This window comes from Comamonas sp. UBA7840, assembly GCF_002501455.1.
In the GTDB taxonomy this organism is placed as follows: Bacteria; Pseudomonadota; Gammaproteobacteria; order Burkholderiales; family Burkholderiaceae_C; genus Comamonas; species Comamonas jiangduensis.
Genome location: NZ_DLTI01000043.1, coordinates 36,932 through 57,666, shown reverse-complemented (window position 1 = coordinate 57,666; position 20,735 = coordinate 36,932). Strand labels below are relative to the sequence as shown.

Annotated in this window: 15 protein-coding genes and 5 tRNA genes; 8 read left to right on the top strand and 12 right to left on the bottom strand. The window is 57.5% G+C overall.

Going from position 1 to position 20,735, the window contains the following annotated elements; translation table 11 throughout:
- Positions 1-200 precede the first annotated feature (200 nt).
- The 9 genes from B3R00_RS16030 to uvrC form a co-directional block, all read right to left on the bottom strand.
- A tRNA-His gene (locus tag B3R00_RS16030) sits at positions 201-276 on the bottom strand.
- Positions 277-315: 39 nt separating this feature from the next.
- Positions 316-391, bottom strand: a tRNA-His gene (locus tag B3R00_RS16025).
- 65 nt (positions 392-456) lie between these two features.
- Positions 457-2,358 carry a SurA N-terminal domain-containing protein gene (locus B3R00_RS16020; protein ID WP_286999838.1) on the bottom strand — a complete coding sequence of 634 codons (1,902 nt, stop codon included), beginning with the start codon at positions 2,356-2,358 and terminating at the stop codon, positions 457-459.
- A gap of 244 nt (positions 2,359-2,602) precedes the next feature.
- Positions 2,603-2,678, bottom strand: a tRNA-Val gene (locus tag B3R00_RS16015).
- A gap of 49 nt (positions 2,679-2,727) precedes the next feature.
- A tRNA-Val gene (locus tag B3R00_RS16010) sits at positions 2,728-2,803 on the bottom strand.
- Between the two features lie 55 nt (positions 2,804-2,858).
- A tRNA-Val gene (locus B3R00_RS16005) sits at positions 2,859-2,934 on the bottom strand.
- A 17-nt stretch (positions 2,935-2,951) separates the two neighbouring features.
- Positions 2,952-3,224 carry an HU family DNA-binding protein gene (locus tag B3R00_RS16000; RefSeq protein ID WP_043387285.1) on the bottom strand — a complete coding sequence of 91 codons (273 nt, stop codon included), beginning with the start codon at positions 3,222-3,224 and terminating at the stop codon, positions 2,952-2,954.
- 299 nt (positions 3,225-3,523) lie between these two features.
- The gene (gene pgsA / locus B3R00_RS15995; RefSeq protein WP_219162222.1) at positions 3,524-4,093 is read right to left on the bottom strand and encodes a CDP-diacylglycerol--glycerol-3-phosphate 3-phosphatidyltransferase; all 570 of its coding nucleotides are present in this window, start codon (positions 4,091-4,093) and stop codon (positions 3,524-3,526) included.
- A gap of 98 nt (positions 4,094-4,191) precedes the next feature.
- Entirely contained in the window at positions 4,192-6,141 is a 1,950-nt protein-coding gene (gene uvrC, locus B3R00_RS15990; protein WP_286999836.1) for an excinuclease ABC subunit UvrC, read from the bottom strand.
- Positions 6,142-6,344: 203 nt separating this feature from the next.
- Here uvrC and earP point away from each other — a divergent pair, with 203 nt between their 5' ends.
- The 8 genes from earP (at position 6,345) to B3R00_RS15950 (ending at position 17,310) form a co-directional block, all read left to right on the top strand.
- Entirely contained in the window at positions 6,345-7,442 is a 1,098-nt protein-coding gene (earP, locus tag B3R00_RS15985) for an elongation factor P maturation arginine rhamnosyltransferase EarP (protein ID WP_286999834.1), read from the top strand.
- 154 nt (positions 7,443-7,596) lie between these two features.
- A complete protein-coding gene (efp, locus tag B3R00_RS15980; RefSeq protein ID WP_174862654.1) occupies positions 7,597-8,151 on the top strand; it encodes an elongation factor P in 555 nt (184 codons plus the stop codon).
- 361 nt (positions 8,152-8,512) lie between these two features.
- Positions 8,513-12,349: a trifunctional transcriptional regulator/proline dehydrogenase/L-glutamate gamma-semialdehyde dehydrogenase gene (putA, locus tag B3R00_RS15975; RefSeq protein WP_286999833.1), complete on the top strand. Its 3,837-nt coding sequence runs from the start codon at positions 8,513-8,515 to the stop codon at positions 12,347-12,349.
- A 138-nt stretch (positions 12,350-12,487) separates the two neighbouring features.
- Positions 12,488-13,579: a branched-chain amino acid ABC transporter substrate-binding protein gene (locus B3R00_RS15970; protein ID WP_286999886.1), complete on the top strand. Its 1,092-nt coding sequence runs from the start codon at positions 12,488-12,490 to the stop codon at positions 13,577-13,579.
- A 132-nt stretch (positions 13,580-13,711) separates the two neighbouring features.
- A complete protein-coding gene (locus tag B3R00_RS15965) occupies positions 13,712-14,641 on the top strand; it encodes a branched-chain amino acid ABC transporter permease (RefSeq protein ID WP_286999832.1) in 930 nt (309 codons plus the stop codon).
- Complete coding sequence (locus B3R00_RS15960) at positions 14,638-15,732, top strand: ABC transporter permease subunit (protein ID WP_286999831.1); 1,095 nt, start codon at positions 14,638-14,640, stop codon at positions 15,730-15,732. The genes B3R00_RS15965 and B3R00_RS15960 overlap by 4 nt, the downstream gene beginning before the upstream one ends.
- Complete coding sequence (locus tag B3R00_RS15955; protein WP_286999830.1) at positions 15,729-16,586, top strand: ABC transporter ATP-binding protein; 858 nt, start codon at positions 15,729-15,731, stop codon at positions 16,584-16,586. The genes B3R00_RS15960 and B3R00_RS15955 overlap by 4 nt, the downstream gene beginning before the upstream one ends.
- On the top strand, positions 16,579-17,310 hold the full coding sequence (locus B3R00_RS15950) for an ABC transporter ATP-binding protein (protein ID WP_286999829.1): 732 nt from the start codon (positions 16,579-16,581) through the stop codon (positions 17,308-17,310). Before B3R00_RS15955 ends, B3R00_RS15950 begins: the two co-directional genes overlap by 8 nt.
- Before the next feature lie 363 nt (positions 17,311-17,673).
- On the opposite strand, the gene B3R00_RS15945 is transcribed toward B3R00_RS15950, so the two are convergent.
- From B3R00_RS15945 to phaR, 3 genes are all read right to left on the bottom strand, one after another.
- A complete protein-coding gene (locus tag B3R00_RS15945) occupies positions 17,674-18,237 on the bottom strand; it encodes an HdeD family acid-resistance protein (RefSeq protein WP_286999828.1) in 564 nt (187 codons plus the stop codon).
- A gap of 278 nt (positions 18,238-18,515) precedes the next feature.
- The gene (gene rimO / locus B3R00_RS15940; protein WP_286999827.1) at positions 18,516-19,901 is read right to left on the bottom strand and encodes a 30S ribosomal protein S12 methylthiotransferase RimO; all 1,386 of its coding nucleotides are present in this window, start codon (positions 19,899-19,901) and stop codon (positions 18,516-18,518) included.
- Between the two features lie 186 nt (positions 19,902-20,087).
- The gene (gene phaR / locus B3R00_RS15935; protein ID WP_286999826.1) at positions 20,088-20,597 is read right to left on the bottom strand and encodes a polyhydroxyalkanoate synthesis repressor PhaR; all 510 of its coding nucleotides are present in this window, start codon (positions 20,595-20,597) and stop codon (positions 20,088-20,090) included.
- Positions 20,598-20,735: the final 138 nt, after the last annotated feature.

The following is a 20,735-nucleotide window of genomic DNA, read 5'->3' as shown; positions in this document are numbered from 1 at the left end:
TGGTGGGTTGGTGGGTTGGTGTAGTTCGCGTGCCTCATGCCAACCTATAAAACGCCCACTAGCTAAGTATGCTGGTCGGCCAAAGCACTAGAGCAAACTGCCAACACCTGCCCTTAATAACTTACACCAGCGTGCACGGCAGCGCATTCGGCAATGCACAAAACAAAAAGCCCATCTTGTTACCAAGATGGGCTTTTATATGGGGCGATCAATGGGGCTCGAACCCACGACAACCGGAATCACAATCCGGGGCTCTACCAACTGAGCTATGACCGCCATAAAGGGGTGTTTTAAGTAACACTTAAAACTAAATTTTGGGGTGGCTGATGGGGCTCGAACCCACGACAACCGGAATCACAATCCGGGACTCTACCAACTGAGCTACAGCCACCAGCAGAGATTTGAATTATAGCTGATTTCTTAAGTACTCAAGGAAACCAGCTATGAATTTCTTACTTAGGGTCGAGCCACTTTGAACTGCACATCGAATTTCTTCTTAAGCAATTCATAGTACGCAGCGCCTTCCGCAGTACTCATCAATTGTACATACTGCAGCGATGCTTGGCGTGCAAAGTCCTCACTTCTTGTGCCCTGGGGAACAATTTTGTTCACCTTCACAATCGCATAACCTGCGTCACCCATGCTGACACCTTCCCATGCAGGCAAAGCATCGGTTTTCGCCTGGAGTGCCGCATTCAGTAGTTGGCTAGGCATGCCCACAGGGTTATCCCGTGCAACCACTACGGCAGGCAATAAACCTTGCGCCTTAGATGCATCCGCCTTCCACTCTGCCAACTTAGCCTCTCCTGCCTCACGTGCGAGTACTGCAGCTTGCTGCTCCACATACAAAGTTTTCACGCGATCTGCAACTTCTTCAAATGCCAGCTGCTTGGCAGGCTGGTAGCTCACAACACGACCAGAAACCATTTGGTTCGAGCCGATGTCGATAGCATCTGTATTGCGCTTGTTATCAATGCTATCAGCGGCAAACAAAGCCTCTAGGAACGCCTCACTCGCCAACACACCTTCAGCACCTGCCTTGGGCTCTCGCGTGACGCCGTCTACCGTCTGCAACTTCAACCCCAACTTCTCAACTGCGGGCTGCAAGCTCTCCGCTTGCTCATATACCGTATTCGCAAAAACTTCTGCCACCTCAGCAAACTTGCGCTGCGCTTGCTGATCCTTGAGATCATCCACAATTTTTTCACGCACCGAAGCAAAGCTGGGAAGCTCAGGCTGCTTCACATCCGTTAACTGGATGATGTGAAACCCAAACTCAGATTCGACGACGCCACTGATCTCGCCTTTTTGCATTCCAAATGCCGCTTGCTCGAACTCAGGCACCATGGCACCGCGTGCGAAGTACCCCAAGTCACCACCCGATGCAGCAGAGCCTGTGTCTTGAGATTCAGCCTTGGCCACCTCTGCAAAACTTGCGGGATTGGCCTTGACCTTCTCATCAATCGCTTGAGCCTTCGCCTTGGCAGCTTCTCGCTCCTGCGCAGGCATGCTCTTGGGTGCATTCACCAAAATATGGCTGGCACGACGCTCTTCTTGACTACTCGCTAGACGAGAGGCATTTTCTTTGTAGTAAGTCTGCAGATCCGATTCATTCAATTCAATGCCATCACGCACCGTCTTGAGATCAAGCACCACGTACTCGACCTTGGCCTGTTCAGACTGCTGGAATTTCGCAATATTCGCTTGATAAAACGCTTTCAGATCCTCGTCTTTGACCTGTACCTGAGAGACAAAGTCCTTGGCTAGGAATTGAGCCACTTGGATTTCACGACGCTGCAAAAACGCATCCATCGCCGCATTCGCAACCGCAGGTGTTGCCAACGCGGTATTCATGACATTACCCAGCACCTGCCCCAAAGACATATCACGACGCAAAGCAGCCTCATAGCCTTCCGGCGTCATGCCTTGCGCAGCCAACAGCGCCCGGTAACCTTCTGCATCCAGGCTGCCATCAGGCTTGCGCAAACTGGCAATCGCGGGAATTTTCTGCAGCGTACTTGCCAGTGCAGCATCACTGGTCACCAAGTGCATTTTTTGTGTTGCAACCTGCAATACACGATCACGCACCATGCGCTCTAAAGTGGCGTAACGTGCTTGCGGCGAGTCCAGCAACTTAGAGTCGATACCAGGATTTTCTGCACGCAAACGATCACTCTCATAGCGGTGCGCGTTATCCCAATCATTTTGGGTAATGTCTTGCCCGTCAACCCGTGCGACCATCGGGCTAGAGCCCGAAAAATAGCTCTGGTCGATACCGACAAAAATGAACGAGGGAATGATCAGCAAGAACAACAAGATCATGACGAACTTGGAATGCTTGCGGATTGATTCGAGCATAGTCAATCTTTCTGAGGATGCATAAAAAAAGCGAACCCTCGCTCGCCTTTTCAATGGAATTGCGTAGCCACTACAAGTGACCGACGAACCGAATAAGGAAACCTACAGATTCTACCTGCTCAACCCCTTTACACATCTGCAGATGTTCTAGGGACTGCGCAAGCAACATCACGAGTTACCCAAAAACCTTTGGCAACAAAAAAGCACCTTGCTTTTCAGCAAGGTGCTTTTTGTGTGATCGAAGTGGTGGGTGCTAACGGGGTCGAACCGCTGACCTACGCCTTGTAAGGGCGCCGCTCTACCAACTGAGCTAAGCACCCACTGCAATCCTCTAAACCTGCATCTAATGCAAAGATGCCTCACAGCGAATGGTGGGTGCTAACGGGGTCGAACCGCTGACCTACGCCTTGTAAGGGCGCCGCTCTACCAACTGAGCTAAGCACCCGCTGTGGAATAAAAAAAGCATCTAGATCACTCTATATGCTTTTTACAGTGGGAAGTGGTGGGTGCTAACGGGGTCGAACCGCTGACCTACGCCTTGTAAGGGCGCCGCTCTACCAACTGAGCTAAGCACCCCACTGTTAAAACTTTGATTAGTTCAAAGCGTCCTTCAGGGCCTTGCCTGGACGGAACTTCGGCACTTTGGCCGCTTTGATCTTGATGGTGTCGCCAGTGCGGGGGTTGCGACCTGTACGGGCAGCGCGCTTGCCAACTGCAAAAGTACCAAAACCTACCAAGGAAACTGTACCGCCCTTTTTCAGGGTTTTCTTCACTGCGTCGATCGTCGATTCCAGTGCGCGAGCTGCTGCAGCCTTGGAAATGTCGGCGTTGTTAGCAATGTGCTCAATCAGTTCAGTCTTATTCACAAGATGCCTCTCGAGAAATGGTTGTTGGAGCGCCTTTGTGACAGATGCCTCTACAGAGGCATCCACACCAAATGGTGCTTGTCAGCGTTAGGCGAGATTCTAGACAGGTTTCTCAGGCGTTTTGGCGAAAGCTACGATTTTTTTCATGCTTACGCACGAAGCGATTCAGGGCCTCATCCCCTAAACGCTAACGCCATGCCTGAGCGAACAGCCACTTTTGTACACGGCTACGCACGTTCAGGCAATAAAAAAAGCGCTGAGGGTGTTCCCGCAGCGCTTTTATTGGAGACCGTACAACGTTAGTGCTTGACGCGGCTTCTGATCTCTGGGATTGCTTTTTGCAAGTAGTACACCATGGACCACACCGTCAGCACCGCAGCCGCCCAAATCAGAATTTGGCCCCACAAACGGGTATCAATAACGCCAAAGAGCACACCATCAAACAACAAGAAGGGAATGGCCACCATCTGCACCGTCGTTTTGACCTTGCCAATCATGTGCACTGCCACACTCTTGCTGGCGCCGATTTGTGCCATCCACTCGCGCAGCGCCGAAATAGCAATTTCCCGGCCAATGATGATCAGCGCCACAAATACGTCTGCGCGCTGCAAATGCACCAGCACCAGCAAGGAAGCGCACACCAAAAACTTGTCTGCCACGGGATCCAAGAACGCGCCAAACGAGGAAGTCTGATTCAAGCGCCGTGCCAAAAATCCATCCAGCCAATCCGTGGCTGCAAAAACAATAAACATCAACGCCGCAATCAGATTGCGAGACTCTGGCGCAAAGGGCGCATAGAACACTCCAACGATCAGCGGGATCGCGAGAATCCGCGTCCAAGTCATCAGAGTGGGAATGGTGAAGAACATGGCGACGATTGTGTCACGGCTGAAGCACTTTGGATGCAAGCCACTGCGCGATTCCTGTAAACACTTCCAAGACAACAGCCATGAAGTCAGCCCCCCCTTCAATGCAAAGCGCGATAGATATCGTCCGCCAAACTGGCTGAGATGCCTTCAACCGTCATCAAATCTTCCACACTCGCGTTGGCTACGCCGCGCACACCGCCAAAGCGCTGCAGCAAACGCGCACGGCGCTTGGGCCCCACCCCCGGAATATCTTCCAAACTACTTTGCCCTGTCCGCACTTTGGCACGCTGGGCACGCATGCCGGTGATGGCAAAACGGTGCGCTTCGTCGCGGATTTGCGCCACCAGCATCAGGGCCGCAGAGTCATGCCCCAGATACACCTTGGGACGGCCATCTGCAAACACCAGCTCTTCCAGCCCGACCTTGCGGCCCTCACCCTTTTCCACGCCCACAATGCGCGAGACATCCAGCCCCAGCGCTGCAAACACTTCGCGTGCCATGCTGACTTGGCCTTTTCCGCCATCCACCAACACCAGGTCGGGCAAGCGCGGTGCACCGGGTTCTGGATCGGCCCCGCCAGCTGTCTGAATGGCATCTGCCACGGGTTTGTAGCGGCGCGTTAACACCTGCCGCATGGCGGCGTAGTCATCGCCCGGGGTGATGCCAGTGATGTTGAAGCGCCGGTACTCGCTGTTTTGCATTTTGTGGTGGTAAAACACCACACAAGACGCCTGCGTACTCTCTCCAGCCGTGTGCGAAATATCAAAGCATTCAATGCTCAGTTCATCCAGCCGCTCTTGGGGCAAATCCAAAGCCTCCGCCAGCGCACGGGTACGGGCCTGCTGTGACCCCTCTTCTGCCAACAAGCGCGCCAATTGGATGGCCGCGTTTTGCTGCGCCATCTCCAGCCAGATGCGGCGCTGCTCTCGCGGCTGCTGCACCGCCACCACTTTGTAGCCTGCCTGGGCAGACAAGGCTTGCATCAGCTGCACATCCACAGCTTCGCTCACCAGCAAAATGGGCGGTATGGGCACATCAATATAGTGCTGCGCCAAAAAGGCTTCGAGCACACGCTCTTCCACCGACTGCGGTGTTTGCACAGCCTCATCTTCCGACTGGTAAACACCCATCGCGTCATCAAGCTGTGAGGGGAAATAAGCCCTGTCGCCCAAATGCCGCCCGCCCCGCACCATGGCCAAGTTCACACACGCCCGCCCACCCTGCACTTTGACCGCCAAGATGTCCACATCCTTGTCCTCTGTGGTTTCAATGGCTTGCTGGTGCAGCACCGTGCTGAGCGCACTCATCTGGTTGCGAATTTCGGCTGCTTTTTCGTACTCCAGCTGCTCGGCGTGCGCCATCATGCGCCGCTCCATGTCTTGCAGCAGCACTTGCGTTTCACCACGCAGCATGGCTTCCGCGTTGCGCACATCGGCGGCATAGGCCTCTGGGCTGATATGGCCCACACAGGGGCCTGAACAGCGCTTGATTTGATAGAGCAAACACGGGCGCGAGCGGTTGGCAAACACCGTGTCTTCGCAGGTGCGCAGCCTGAATACTTTTTGCAGCAGCTGAATGCTTTCTTTCACTGCCCATGCGCTGGGATATGGGCCAAAGTAGCGGTGCTTTTTGTCGGTGCTGCCACGGTAGTAAGCAATACGCGGAAAGCATTGGTTGGCCGGACTGCGCACATCGCCATCGTGGGCGGAGGTGCCTGTCAGCTTTAGGTACGGGTAGCTTTTGTCATCCCTAAACAGAATGTTGTACTTGGGGTGCTGCGTTTTGATGAGATTGTTTTCCAACAGCAGCGCCTCGGCTTCGGAGCGCACCACCGTGGTCTCCAGCTTGGCGATTTTGCTGACCATGTGACCAATGCGTGTGCCACCGTGGTCTTTCTGGAAATAGCTGCTCACGCGGCGCTTGAGGTTGCGCGCTTTGCCCACATACAGCAGTTGATCGGCAGCATCAAAGTAGCGGTACACACCGGGCAACGACGGCAGCGCCGCTACTTGGTTCAAAATTTCAGGAGAGTGCTCAGCAATCGACATGCCCGCATTGTGGCGGTTTGCACATACCCCGCCTAGCGCGGCCCGGGATCTTTTCAAAATAAATAGCTGCCAGCGCTTTCCAGATATGCCTTAGCAGCCAATTTCGATCGAAACAAGCCAATCACACACTACGCTGCACGGCGCCGCTGCAGCGCTACCATCACCGCCTCACTGCTTGCGCCCTCGCGCACTGAATCACCACCATGACTGACTGCCTCGCCGCCCCCCAGCACCGCCCCCAATGGGATATTTTTTGCCAAGTGATCGACAACTTTGGCGATATTGGTGTGTGCTGGCGGCTGGCAGCAGAACTGGGCGCTCGGGGTGTGCAAGTCACGCTGCGGATTGACGATGCATCGGCTTTGGCATGGATGGCGCCGCAAGGCGCACCCAACGTCCGCGTCTGCAGTTATGACGCGGTTTACGCCGCGCACCCCGATGTGGTCATTGAAGCATTTGGCTGCGAGGCCCCGGCGCCTTATTTGCACACCCTGGCGCAGCGCCATGTGCAATGCCAGCAAGCCCAGCAGCCACTGCCCGTGCTGATCAATCTGGAATACCTGTCGGCCGAAGATTATGTGGAGCGCTGCCACCGCCTGCCTTCGCGCATCATGGCGGGCCCGGCGGCGGGCATGACACGCTGGTTCTTCTACCCCGGTTTTACCGAGCGCACGGGCGGCTTGCTGCGCGAGCACGCATTGGCACAGCGCCAGGCGCAGTTTGACCGCACCGCATGGCGCGCAGCGCACGGCATTCAGGCGCAGGACTGCGCCATCTCGCTGTTTTGCTATGAACCCACCGCGCTGCCGCAGTTGCTGCAGCAAATCAGCGCGCCAGCGCCAGACTGGCACCCCGCGCTGATCGTGACGCCTGGCCGTGCCACAGCGGCGGTGCAATCCACGGCCTGGGCCGCACCATTAACGCCTATTTACTTACCCACCCGCAGCCAGCCCGAGTTTGACGAAATGCTCTGGGCCTGTGATCTCAACTTGGTGCGCGGTGAAGACTCCTTGGTGCGCGCCTTGTGGGCCGGTCAGCCTTTTGTGTGGCACATCTACCCCCAGCACGACAACGCCCACCACGCCAAGCTCGATGCTTTCTTGGATTGGATGCACGCGCCCGCCAGCTTGCGCGTCTTTCACCATGCGTGGAATGGCATGGCAGATGCAGCCACCCTCCCGGCCATCACCCCTGCGTTGTTGCAGGAATGGCGCGACTGCACCCTGCAAGCGCGCGCTAATTTGCTGGTGCAAAGCGACCTCATTGCTCAACTGCAACCGTTTGCGGCGGAAAAAAGCTAAAATCTCCCCTTTTGCCGCTTTGAAGGCTCTGCGCGCAGCGCGTAGACCCGACCTCTGAGCGGCTCCCGCCGCGGAACATGCGGCAGGCCCTACGCTTTTAGCGCCATGCTTGCCTGCCGTGTTGAGCGGCTTTACCCAACCAGCTAAGCAAGCTATGAAAATCGCTCAAGAAATCCGCGCAGGCAATGTGATCATGTTCGGCAAGGACCCCATGATTGTCCTGAAGACCGAATACGCCCGTGGCGGCCGTGGCGCTGCCACTGTGCGCATGAAGCTGAAGTCCCTGATCGGTAACTTCGGCACAGAAAACGTGTTCAAGGCCGACGACAAGATCGACAACGTGATCTTGGACAAGAAGGAATGCACCTACTCCTACTTTGCTGACCCCATGTACGTGTGGATGGACGAAGAGTTCAACCAGTACGAAGTGGAAGCCACCAACATGGGTGACACCATCAACTACCTGGAAGACGGCATGGTGGCTGAAGTGGTGTTCTACGACGGCAAGGCCATCTCCTGCGAGCTGCCCACCACCATCGTGCGCGAAATCACTTGGACAGAACCCGCCGTCAAGGGCGACACATCGGGCAAGGTGCTCAAGCCTGCCAAGATTGCTACAGGTTTCGAAGTGGCTGTGCCTTTGTTCGTGGACCAAGGCGACAAGATCGAAATCGACACCCGTACCGGCGAATACCGCAAGCGCGTGTAATGCAGCGGCAGCGCAAGCGCTGCTGCCATGCGATTGCATCGTACACACAAAAAAGGCTTCCTTCGGGAAGCCTTTTTTGTTGCCCAACACCATGAAAACCATAGCTACTGGCGCTTATTAAATAAGCACTTCAGAGCATAAAAACCTTGAAAGCACCGCACAACCAGCGCCAAGCGCTCTATTTTTTATATTTCAGCCGCCCACCTGATTGGCACACTTTCTGCAATCCAACCGTCATCGCGACACAGGTTGCACCAAATAGGCAACAGGTAAACCCCAATATCTGATTGGGTTGCACCTTTCTAGAATCGCGCCACTTTTCTCAATGTGCACAGGTTCTTCTTCAGGGAGTTCGGCGGTTATGGCGACAACAACCATAGGCATCAAGGTGGATGAGTTGATGCGTGACAGACTCAAAGCTGCAGCACAGCAATTGGGCTGCACTCCCCACTGGCTGCACAAACAAGCCCTGCACAGCTACCTGGAAGCCATTGAGCAAGGCAAGCCCCTGCCCGAGTTGCAGTACCTGGGTACAACCGCCATGGGTGACACGGTAGAACCCGAGGCATTGGCCGACCAGCCTCTGCCTTACGCACCGTTTTACGCACTGGCGCAAGACGTACAACCCCAAAGCGTGCTGCGCGCCGCCATCACCGCCGCTTACCGCCGCCCCGAAACCGAATGCCTGCCGCTGCTCATCGCGCCGGCCACCAGCACCCACCCCAAAGGCGTACAAACCTTGGCCACGCGCTTGGTACAAGCCCTGCGCGACAAACGCCACAAAAAAACTTCCGGGGTTGAGGCGCTGGTGCAGGAGTATTCGCTGTCCAGCCAGGAAGGCGTGGCGCTGATGTGCCTGGCCGAGGCCCTGCTGCGCATTCCCGACCGTGCCACGCGCGATGCTTTGATCCGCGACAAAGTCAGCAAAGGCGACTGGAAGTCGCACACCGACTCGCCCTCCCTGTTCGTCAACGCTGCCACCTGGGGCTTGATGATTACCGGCAAGCTGGTCAGCGTGCACAGCGAGCAAAAGCTGAGCAGCGCCCTCACCCGCATCATTGCCAAAGGGGGCGAGCCGCTGATCCGGCAAGGCGTCAACACCGCCATGCGCATGATGGGCGAGCAGTTCGTCACCGGCCAGACCATCGCCGCCGCGCTGGCCAACAGCCGCAAGCTGGAGGAAAAAGGTTTCCGCTACTCCTACGACATGCTGGGCGAAGCAGCCACCACCGAGGAAGATGCGCTGCGCTACCTGCAGTCGTACGAGCAGGCCATCCACGCCATCGGCCAGGCCTCGCAGGGGCGCGGCATCTACGAAGGCCCGGGCATTTCCATCAAGCTGTCGGCCCTGCACCCGCGCTACAGCCGGGCCCAGCGCGAACGCGTGATGGGTGAGCTGTACCCGCGCCTGCTCAAGCTGGCCGAGTTGGCCCGCCAGTACGACATTGGCCTGAACATTGACGCCGAAGAGGCCGACCGCCTTGAAATTTCGCTGGATTTGCTGGAGCAACTGTGTTTTGCCCCTTCGCTGGCCGGCTGGAACGGCATTGGCTTTGTGGTGCAGGCCTACCAGCGCCGCGCCTTCTTTGTGCTGGACTGGATCATTGATCTGGCCCGCCGCAGCAAGCACCGCCTGATGGTGCGCCTGGTCAAAGGCGCCTACTGGGACAGCGAAATCAAGCGCGCGCAAGTCGATGGGCTGGAAGATTTTCCGGTCTTCACCCGCAAGGTGCATACCGATGTGTCCTACCTCGCCTGCGCCCGCAAACTGCTGGGCGCGCCCGAAGCCATCTTTCCGCAATTTGCCACCCACAACGCGCAGACGCTGGCCAGCATCTACCACATGGCGGGCAACAACTACTACCGCGGCCAGTACGAGTTTCAATGCCTGCACGGCATGGGCGAAGGCCTGTACGAAGAAGTGGTGGGCGATACGGCCGCTGGCAAGCTGGCGCGGCCCTGCCGCATTTATGCCCCCGTCGGCACGCACGAAACTTTGCTGGCCTATCTGGTGCGCCGCCTGCTGGAAAACGGCGCCAACAGTTCGTTTGTGCACCAGATTGGCGACGAGAGCGTAGACATTGCACAACTGGTGACCGACCCGGTCACTGCAGCCCAGGCGCTGGAGCAACTGGGGCGCCCCCATGAGCGCATTCCACAGCCCGCCCACCTGTATGCCGCGCAAGCGCGCCGCAACTCCGCCGGTCTGGATTTGAGCAATGAGCACCGCCTGGCCTCGCTGTCAGCGGCATTGCTCAGCAGCGTGACGTCGCTGACCGCACAAGCGGCCAACAGCGAGGCGTGCAGCGTCCACCGCGTCCTCAACCCTGCGCACACCCAAGACGTGCTGGGCGAAGTGCACATGGCTGGCCCTGCAGAAGTTGCACGCGCACTGCAGCAGGCCCAGCATGCCGCCCCCATTTGGCAAGCCACCCCAGTGAATGCGCGTGCGCAGGCTTTGCTGCAGGCGGCAGACATCTTGCAAGCCCATCTCCAGCCCCTGATGGGACTGCTGTGCCGGGAGGCAGGAAAAACCTTGCCCAATGCCATCGCGGAAGTGCGCGAAGCCATCGACTTTCTGCGCTACTACGCCCAGCAGGCCGAGCAGTATTTGAGCAATGACAGCCACCGCCCTTTGGGCGTGGTGGTGTGCATCAGCCCGTGGAATTTTCCATTGGCCATTTTCTGCGGCCAGATTGCTGCGGCACTGGCGGCAGGCAATGTGGTGATTGCCAAACCCGCAGAGCAAACCAATTTGATAGCTGCACAGGCAGTCTCCATGCTGCACCAAGCCGGAATTCCCATACATGCGCTGCAACTGCTGCCCGGCGATGGTGAAACCGTGGGCGATGCACTGGTCAGCCACCCAGCCACCGATGCGGTCGTATTTACCGGCTCTCACCCTGTCGCGCAACACATTCACCGTCGCCTGTCCCAGCGTTTGGGCAGCCACGGCAAACCGGTGCCGCTGATTGCCGAGACCGGCGGTATCAACGCCATGGTGGTGGACTCCTCTGCGCTGTCTGAACAGGTGGTGGGCGATGTGCTGATGTCGGCTTACGACTCAGCAGGCCAGCGCTGCTCGGCACTGCGGCTGCTGTGCCTGCAAGAAGACAGTGCCGACCACGTGCTGCACATGCTGCGCGGTGCCATGCAAGAGCTGCGTGTGGGCAACCCCGACCAGCTGGCTACCGATGTGGGCCCGGTGATTGATGCGAAAGCCAAAGCCGATATTGATAACTATATCGACAGCATGCGCCGCCAGGGCCACAAAGTTACCCAACTGGAGCTGCCTGCCGAATGCCGCCACGGCCACTTCGTGCCCCCTACGCTCATCGAAGTGGACAGCGTGCAGGATCTGAGCCGCGAGGTGTTTGGCCCCGTGCTGCACGTGCTGCGCTACGCCCGCAAAGATATGGATGCACTGCTGCAAGCCATCAACCACCTGGGCTTTGGTTTGACCTTTGGCGTTCATACCCGCCTGGATGAAACCGTGGCCCATGTCTCACAGCGTATTCACGCGGGCAATATTTATGTCAACCGCAACGTGGTGGGCGCCGTGGTGGGCGTGCAGCCTTTTGGTGGCGAAGGGTTGTCAGGCACTGGCCCCAAAGCGGGTGGGCCGCTGTATTTATTCCGCCTGCTATCCCAAGCACCAGCTTTGAAGCAGTTGTCTATCCCCAGCGCACGCGGCACCCAGGCTTTGCCCGTGACCGCTGGCCAGCAAGTGCTGCTCGATGGCCCCACCGGCGAAACCAACCAATACGGCTTGCAGCCACGGGGCTTGATCTGGGGCATTCCCAGCACGCCAGAAGGCCTGCAAGCCCAGTGGCAAGCGTGCCAAGCCACAGGCAATACCTTGCTGCTGCAAGACAGCCCCGCCTTGCGAGCGCTGGTTGCCCAGTGGCAGCAGCAAGTGCCTGCCGCCCAGAGCGCTGCCTTGCAATGGGCCACCGAGATGGAGCTGGCACAACTGCCCCTGCAAGCTGCCTTGGCAGAAAGCGATACCGATGCGCTCTTGCATTTACAGCAGCAACTCAGCACCCGATCTGGCCCTCTGCTGCTGGTGCAGGGTTTGACCACCGAAGAAATTCGCCACGGTGAGCGTTACCGACAGGAACGTTTATTGCGAGAGATCAGCATCAGCACCAACACCACAGCAGCTGGCGGCAACGCCAGCTTGATGATGGTGGGTTAGTCCCATTCCCTTCAGCCCTAGGCCTTTTTACAGTCCTGTTTTTCTCTGACCACTAAGGAGCAACGTCGCATGAAAAAATCTCCATCCTTCAAGACCGTGACCAGCACTTTGGCACTCGCTTGCGCCTTTGGCGGCCTGATGAGTGCAGCCCACGCAGAAACCACAGTGCGCCTGGGCTTTGCCGCCCCGCTGACAGGCCCTCAGGCCCACTACGGTGAAGACATGCGCAATGGTTTGACGCTGGCACTGGAAGAAGCCAACGCCAAGGGCATCAAACTGGATGGAGACAAAGCCAAGTTTGTCCTGGTATCCAAGGACGACCAGGCCGACCCACGCACCGCGGTGCAAGTGGCGCAGCAAATTGCAGACGCCAAGGTCAATGGCATGCTGGGGCACTTCAACTCTGGCACCACCATTCCCGCCTCACGCGTGTACAACGATGCAGGCATTCCACAGATCGCCATGGCCACCTCGCCGGAATACACCCTGCAAGGCTATGACACCACGTTTCGCATGATGACCAGCGACACCCAGCAAGGTGCTGCTGTGGGCGTCTTCATGGTCAAAGACCTGAACGCGAAAAAAGTGGCCGTGATTGACGACCGCACCGCCTACGGCCAAGGCTTGGCAGACCAAGTGATTGCCGCCGTCAAACGCGCGGGGGGCACCGTGGTAGCACGCGAATACACCACCGACAAGGCCAGCGACTTCACCGCCATCCTGACCAGCATCAAAGCCAAGGGTGCAGAGGCCATTTTCTTTGGCGGTCTGGATGCGCAGTCCGGCCCCATGCGCCGCCAGATGCAAACGCTGGGCATCACCCAGCCGCTGGTTTCGGGCGAGATGACCCGCAGCGACACCTTTTTGAAGCTGGCGGGCGAAGCCGCCAATGGCACGTATGCCTCTTTGGCGGGCGTGCCCCTGAAGACCATGGCCCAAGGCGAAAAGTTCGCTGCCGCGTACAAAGCTCGCTTTAAGGTAGAGCCCGGTGTATACGCACCCTACGCTTATGACGGCGCTTGGAACATGGTCACCGCCATGGAGCAAGCAGGCTCAGCCAAAGCCGACAAATACCTGCCCAAGCTGGCTGCGTTGAAGCGCAGTGGTGCCACAAGCGCCAACATTGCCTACGACAAGAATGGCGACCTGAACGAAGTGGCCGTGACCATCTACACCGTCAAGGGCGGCAAGTGGCAAGAGGTCAAGACCATCGTGGATTCGGCCAAGTAAGCGCCATGCATGCTGCTGTGCCACAGCGTGGCAGAGCAGCATAGCCCGGCCAAGCAGCACTGCTGCTGACCTCGGTCTTGCGTCACAGCAAGGCCATTTTTTCCGACTGACCACGCCCAAGGCGCGCCCGTCATGGATATTTTTGTACAACAAATCATCAACGGCCTGACGGCGGGCAGCGTGTACGCGCTGGTTGCCTTGGGCTACACCATGGTCTACGGCATCATCGGCCTGATCAACTTCGCCCACGGCGATGTGGTCATGGTCGGCGCGATGACCGCCACCAGCATCGTGCTGGCACTGGTGGGCCACTATGGTGATGTTTCCGTCTTTGTCGCTCTCGGTGCCGCACTGCTGGTTTCTATTCCGGTGTGCATGGCTTTGGGCTGGACGGCAGAGCGCATCGCCTACCGTCCGCTGCGCCGTGCCCCACGGCTGGCGGCACTGATTACCGCGATTGGCGTTTCCATCATCATTCAGAACCTGGCCATGATGTACTGGGGCCGCAACTACCTGAATTTCCCGCACATTATTGAGCCCACCGTCTTCCAGATCGGCGATGCGCGTTTGAGCATGCTGCAAATTGCCATCATGCTGGGCTCTGCCCTGATCATGGTGGCCTTGCTGCTGCTGGTGCACAAGACCCGCTTGGGCATGGCCATGCGCGCCACCGCCCAAAACCGTGAGGTGGCAGGGCTGATGGGCGTGAATATCAACACCGTCATCTCCACAGCCTTTCTGATTGGCTCAGCCCTGGCCGCGATTGCGGGGGTGATGATCACCAGCTACTACGGCGTAGCGCAATACACCATGGGCTTCATGCTGGGCCTTAAAGCCTTCACGGCCGCCGTGCTGGGCGGCATTGGCAACCTGGGCGGTGCCATGTTGGGCGGCCTGCTGCTGGGCCTGATTGAAGCCCTGGGCTCTGGCTATGTGGGCAACCTCACCAATGGCGTGTTTGGCAGCCACTACCAGGACGTATTCAGCTTCATCGTGCTGGTGGTTGTGCTGATCTTCCGCCCCTCAGGCCTCTTGGGTGAACGTTCGGGAGACCGCGCATGAGCCGCACTGCAACTGCTTCTGCCCCACGCACACCTGCCAAAGTCTGGCTGGGCGCTTTTGCCATCGGTGCGGTGCTGCTGGTGCTGCCGTTTGTGCTGGGTGCCACCGCTGGGCAAGGCTGGATTCGCATCCTCAACTTCGCCCTGCTGTATGTGATGCTGGCACTGGGCCTGAACATCGTGGTGGGTTTTGCCGGCCTGCTTGATCTGGGCTACATCGCTTTTTATGCCGTGGGCGCCTATACGTGGGCGTTGCTGGCTTCGCCGCACTTTGATTTACACCTGCCTTTTTGGCTAGTACTGCCCATTGGTGTTGCCTTGGCCGCTATGGCAGGCATAGCACTGGGCTTTCCGGTGCTCAAGCTGCGCGGTGACTATCTGGCCATCGTCACACTGGGGTTTGGCGAAATCATTCGCATCTTTATGAACAACCTGGATGCCCCGGTGAACATCACCAATGGGCCGCAAGGCATCAACCGGATTGACACCGTGAAAATCGGCGACTGGGCACTGGGCAAGCCGGAAACCATTTTGGATTTCCGCATCACGGGGCCAGAAAAGTACTACTACCTGCTGATGGTGATTGTCATTGCCATCATCTTCATCTGCATCCGCCTGCAAAACTCGCGCGTTGGCCGCGCCTGGGAGGCCGTGCGTGAAGACGAAGTGGCCGCCAAGGCCATGGGCATCAACACCCGCAACATCAAACTCATGGCCTTTGGCATGGGTGCCAGTTTTGGCGGTGTGGCAGGCTGCTTGTTTGCCTCGATGCAAGGCTTTGTCAGCCCCGAGAGTTTTGGCCTGAGCGAATCGATAGCCATTTTGTGCATGGTGGTGCTGGGCGGCATGGGGCATGTGCCCGGCGTGGTGGCTGGCGCCCTGCTGCTGTCGATCTTTCCAGAGGTGCTGCGCAATGTGGTGGTGCCGATTCAGCAAACCCTGTTTGGTGATGTGATCGTTGACCCCGACGCCATCCGCATGCTGCTGTTTGGCATTGCGCTGGTTGCGGTAATGATTTTCCGCCCCGAAGGCCTGTGGCCCTCCAAGGTGCGCAAACGCGAACTCCACCAAAGCAAGGAGCCACAAGCATGAGCGCCCACCCCTCCACCTCAACCGCACGCGAGCCACTGCTGATTGCACAAGGACTTAGCAAACGCTTTGGCGGCCTGCAAGCACTCAAAGATGTGAGCTTTGAGATTCGCAAGGGTGAAATCTTCGGTTTGATCGGCCCCAACGGTGCTGGCAAAACCACGCTGTTCAACGTGATGACGGCGCTGTACATTCCCGAGTCGGGCAGTTGCCTGTTCAACGGCGTGGAGCTTACCAAGCTCAAGCCCTACCAAATTGCCGAGCAAGGGCTGGCACGTACTTTCCAAAATATTCGCCTGTTCGCTGCGCTCACCGCGCTGGAGAACGTGATGATTGGCCAGCATCTGCGCACCAAGGCGGGGCTATGGGGTGCCATGGTGCGCAACAAAGCCAGCCGTGAGGAAGAGGCCCGCACGCAAGCGCGGGCACTGGAGTTGCTGGAGTACGTAGGAATTGCCCATGTGGCCAATGAAGTGGCGTCTTCGCTGTCGTACGGCGACCAGCGCCGCCTGGAAATTGCCCGCGCCTTGGCCACAGGCCCTTCGCTGCTGGCCCTGGATGAGCCTGCCGCGGGCATGAACCCCTCAGAAACCGTGGTGCTGCGCGCACTGATTGAAAAAATCCGTGACGACGGCATCACCGTGCTGTTGATTGAACACGACATGAAGCTGGTCATGAATATGTGTGACCGCGTGCTGGTGCTGGAGTATGGCCAAGTGCTGTCGTACGGCCTGCCGCACGACGTGCAGCACGACCCCCGTGTGATTGAGGCGTATCTGGGCAAGGGAGCAGCGCAAGATCCGCTACTGCACCCTCAAGCTGCGACACCCCACCAAGAAGAGAAGCGCCATGACTGAAGCACAGGCTTCCCCCCCCATGCTAAATATCCGCGGCGTGGATGTCGCTTACGGCGGCATACGCGCAGTGCGGCAGTTGAATTTGCACGTCAACGCAGGCGAATTGGTCGCGTTGATTGGCGCCAACGGCGCTGGCAAAAGCACCACCTTGCGCGCCATTTGTGGCTTGGTGCCGCTGGCGGCAGGCAGCATTCACTACCAAGGCCAGAGTTTGGCGGGGCAGCCCGTGCATGCCATGGTGCGACAGGGCTTGGTGATGGTGCCCGAAGGACGGGGCATTTTTCCGCAGCTGACGATTGAAGAGAACCTGCACATGGGCGCCTACAGCCGTGCAGACAAAGCCGCCATCGCACAAGAGTTGGATCAGGTGTACGCCCGCTTTCCACGCCTGGCCGAACGCCGCAAGCAAACCGCCGGCACCTTGTCCGGGGGGGAGCAGCAAATGCTGGCCATGGGCCGCGCCATTTTGTCCAAGCCCCAGTTGCTGCTGCTCGACGAGCCCACCATGGGCTTGGCACCCATCATGGTGGACAAAATCTTTGAAGTGATCCAAGACATCTCCAGCCAAGGCGTCACCATTTTGCTGATTGAGCAAAACGCCCGCCTGGCCCTGGAAGTGAGCCAGCGCGGCTACGTGCTGGAATCTGGAGAACTCACTCTGGAAGGCCCAGGCCACGACCTGCTGCACGACCCCAAGGTGCGCGCAGCCTATCTGGGCGAATAACAAATGGGCCCATAACCCCCCAAGGCTTCCATGTGAAGCCTTTTTATTTTGATAGCAGCCCACGCTTGCTCATTCAGCATTTCGGTGGTGTAGGGCATTTCAACTCCCCTACCTGCATCTTTGGCACTACTTGGGGCAGCAGCAAAGGCAAAGGCGAACGTGGCTGCATGCACCGCCCTAAATGCCAGCGATCTTTGCCACATGCATTGACCCACCATATGGTTGTTTGCCGTGTTTTGCAGGGCTGACATGGCTACACCAGAACGCCCTGAAATTCAGGGCTAACCTTACAGTGATTTACAGCACCTAAATGTCATCTAGCACATGTACAGCAAGCACCACACGCTACAAAAATAAAATCAATTAGCGCAGCAGCTTGCGAATCTGGAACGCTGCATATATTTGCAGCACCCCATAAATCAAAGCGCCCGCACCAATCCAGATTACGGCCACCAGCAACCCAGCCAGGGGCATGGCCAGCATGCAGCCACCCAGTACCACGGCCAGTAGACCACTCAAGATCAGGGTCCATTCGTTGTCAATGGCTTTACGCACCCGGATCGCCATCGTGATGCGCACCACGCCCGCAATGATGAACCACACCGCCATCACCATGACAAAAGACGCCGCCATAGACACCGGATTCACCACCGCCAACACCCCAAAGAGCACAGAGACCAGGCCATAGACCCACATCCAGCCTTTGGACATAGGTACATCCTTCTTGAACGTCGCCAGCAGGGTCACCACCCCCTCCGCAATCGCCAGCACACCAATCGCCCAGGTCATGCCAGCACCAGCTCCGATCGGATTAAAAATAGCCATGAGACCAAACGCGATGGACAAGATGCCAAACAGCAAGATGACCCACCAACTGCGTCCAAGCGCACTGGAAAACGCGCCAGTTTGAGCATTCGCATTCGCCATACCGCACCTCCAATCTGATGAAAATGCTTTCAGTATGGCAACCCGCTGGAGCGCATGCAACCTTGCACAAGGTACAGAAAAGTGTTGGACCTACCAAGCCAACCCACCGCACAAAAGGCGCCACACTGCACCCTGCGCTTGCACACGGGCATAAAAAAAGGCTTCGAAAAAATCGAAGCCTTTTTGAGGAGCTACCAGCGCTTAACAAGCATAGGTTTCAACAACAAATGCAAATGAAACCCTTGGCAAGCAAGCGCCACAAGCTCTCTTTTTAGTAGTCAAACCGGAATTCCCACCAAATCGTGGCCCTGTGCAGCCAAGATACGCACGGAGATCAAATCCCCGGTCTTGTAGGTCTTGCTGGCTTTCTCGGGTGGCTGAATGTGCACCACACCATCAATCTCAGGGGCATCGGCATAGGTACGGCCCACACCGCCCTTTTTACCCAGGCCCACGGCCTTGTCCACGATCACCTTCATCACCTGGCCCACGCGGCGCTGCAAGCGTTGGGCCGAGACTTCCTCGGCCACTTCCATAAAGCGTGCACGGCGTGCTTCACGTACTTCTACGGGCAACATGCCGGGCAGCTCATTGGCCGTAGCGCCTTCCACGGGGCTGTAGGCAAAGCAGCCGGCACGGTCGATTTCGGCTTCGCGGATGAACTCCAGCAGGTGCTCAAACTCTTCCTCGGTTTCGCCAGGGAAACCTGCAATGAAGGTAGAGCGGATGACCAATTCAGGACAAATCTTGCGCCATTCGCGGATGCGGTCCAGGTTCTTCTCGCCCGAGGCAGGGCGCTTCATGCGCTTGAGCACGTCGGGGTGGCTGTGCTGCAGCGGCACGTCAAGGTAAGGCAGGATCTTGCCTTCGGCCATCAGCGGCAGCACGGCATCTACCGTCGGATAGGGGTACACATAGTGCAAACGCACCCATGCACCATGTTGCTGCGCCAGCTTGCCCAACTCGTCCGCCAACTCCAGCATACGGGTCTTGACAGGTTTGCCATCCCAAAAACCGGTGCGGTACTTCACGTCCACGCCGTAGGCCGAGGTGTCCTGGCTGATCACCAGCAACTCTTTGACGCCACCTTCAAACAGCGCCTTGGCTTCTTTGAGCACATCGCCAATCGGGCGCGAGACCAGGTCCCCACGCATGCTGGGGATGATGCAGAAAGTGCAGCGGTGGTTGCAGCCTTCCGAAATCTTCAGGTAAGCGTAGTGCTTGGGCGTGAGCTTGACCCCGGCCTCACCAAAACTGCCAGGCACCAGATCCACAAACGGATCATGGGGCTTGGGCAAATGGGTGTGCACCGCATCCATCACTTCTTGCGTCGCGTGCGGGCCAGTCACTGCCAGCACGCTGGGATGCACTTCGGCCACCATCGTAGCGCCGCCTTCTTTGCCGGCTTTGGCACCCAGGCAACCGGTCACGATCACCTTGCCATTGGCGGCCAGCGCCTCGCCAATCGTGTCCAAGCTCTCTCTGACGGCATCATCAATGAAACCGCAGGTGTTGACGATCACCAGATCCGCACCCTCAAAGGTCTTGGAGGTCTGATAGCCTTCTGCGCTCAATTGCGTGAGGATGAGTTCGGAGTCAGTCAGTGCCTTGGGGCAGCCCAAAGACACAAAGCCCACCTTGGGGGCGCTGTTTTCGGTTGTCATTGTGTGAATGCGTGTGTGGGGGGCGGCGCTTTACAGCGCGGTGGCTGCAAGTGGCAGCGCAGCAATGGCGTGAATTTTAGCCAGCCTGCTCTTTTCATGCCCAAAGCTGTCCCCATAGCCCAGCAGGAATGCATGCAGGCATGAAAAACGGGCCCACTGGCCCGTACTAGTTTGCACAAATGCGGCTCAGCGCTTGATGCCAAACATGCCCATCATTTGCTCGGTTTGCTTTTGCAGCTGCTCTTGCATTTTTTGCATTTGCTCAGCGTAGGCTGCAGGCATCAACGGATTGGGCATTTGCATCATCTTGGCCCAGGCATCCACACCGCCTTGCTCGGCCATCTTGGCTTGAAAATCGGTAAACATTTGCACGTTCTTTTCAATGAAGCTGCCCATGTGGCCCTGCATCGTGTGACCGTAGAAGCGAATGATGTTGGCCAGCATGGCTTCGGTGAACATCGGCGCTCCGCCCGCCTCTTCTTCCAAAATGATCTGCAGAAAAATGGAGCGGGTCAGGTCATCACCGGTTTTGGCATCCTTGACCACAATGTTTTCACGCTCCATCACCAGTTGCTTGACCTCGGACAGGGTGATGTAAGTGGACGTGGCCGTGTCATAGAGGCGGCGATTGGGATATTTTTTGATGACGCGCTGGTTGCTGGTCGTTGTGGACGATGTAGGTTCTTGTGCGGTCATCGGTAAATTCTCGTGGCGGTATCAATGATGGTGAGGACAAATATGGAGCTGCCATTGTAGGAAAGGCTTTTCTTGCCGCACTGCAGCACTAACCCTAGCCAAATCGCCATCACCATATAAAAATAAGAGCTTACAGCG

Coding starts and splice junctions, on each gene's coding strand:
- phaR (WP_286999826.1), bottom strand. CDS start 20,597: ATGACCGCACAAGAACCTACATCGTCCACAACGACCAGCAACCAGCGC.
- B3R00_RS15950 (WP_286999829.1), top strand. CDS start 16,579: ATGACTGAAGCACAGGCTTCCCCCCCCATGCTAAATATCCGCGGCGTG.
- earP (WP_286999834.1), top strand. CDS start 6,345: ATGACTGACTGCCTCGCCGCCCCCCAGCACCGCCCCCAATGGGATATT.
- B3R00_RS15955 (WP_286999830.1), top strand. CDS start 15,729: ATGAGCGCCCACCCCTCCACCTCAACCGCACGCGAGCCACTGCTGATT.
- efp (WP_174862654.1), top strand. CDS start 7,597: ATGAAAATCGCTCAAGAAATCCGCGCAGGCAATGTGATCATGTTCGGC.
- B3R00_RS15965 (WP_286999832.1), top strand. CDS start 13,712: ATGGATATTTTTGTACAACAAATCATCAACGGCCTGACGGCGGGCAGC.
- uvrC (WP_286999836.1), bottom strand. CDS start 6,141: ATGTCGATTGCTGAGCACTCTCCTGAAATTTTGAACCAAGTAGCGGCG.
- putA (WP_286999833.1), top strand. CDS start 8,513: ATGGCGACAACAACCATAGGCATCAAGGTGGATGAGTTGATGCGTGAC.
- pgsA (WP_219162222.1), bottom strand. CDS start 4,093: ATGTTCTTCACCATTCCCACTCTGATGACTTGGACGCGGATTCTCGCG.
- rimO (WP_286999827.1), bottom strand. CDS start 19,901: ATGACAACCGAAAACAGCGCCCCCAAGGTGGGCTTTGTGTCTTTGGGC.
- B3R00_RS15945 (WP_286999828.1), bottom strand. CDS start 18,237: ATGGCGAATGCGAATGCTCAAACTGGCGCGTTTTCCAGTGCGCTTGGA.
- B3R00_RS15970 (WP_286999886.1), top strand. CDS start 12,488: ATGAGTGCAGCCCACGCAGAAACCACAGTGCGCCTGGGCTTTGCCGCC.
- B3R00_RS15960 (WP_286999831.1), top strand. CDS start 14,638: ATGAGCCGCACTGCAACTGCTTCTGCCCCACGCACACCTGCCAAAGTC.
- B3R00_RS16020 (WP_286999838.1), bottom strand. CDS start 2,358: ATGCTCGAATCAATCCGCAAGCATTCCAAGTTCGTCATGATCTTGTTG.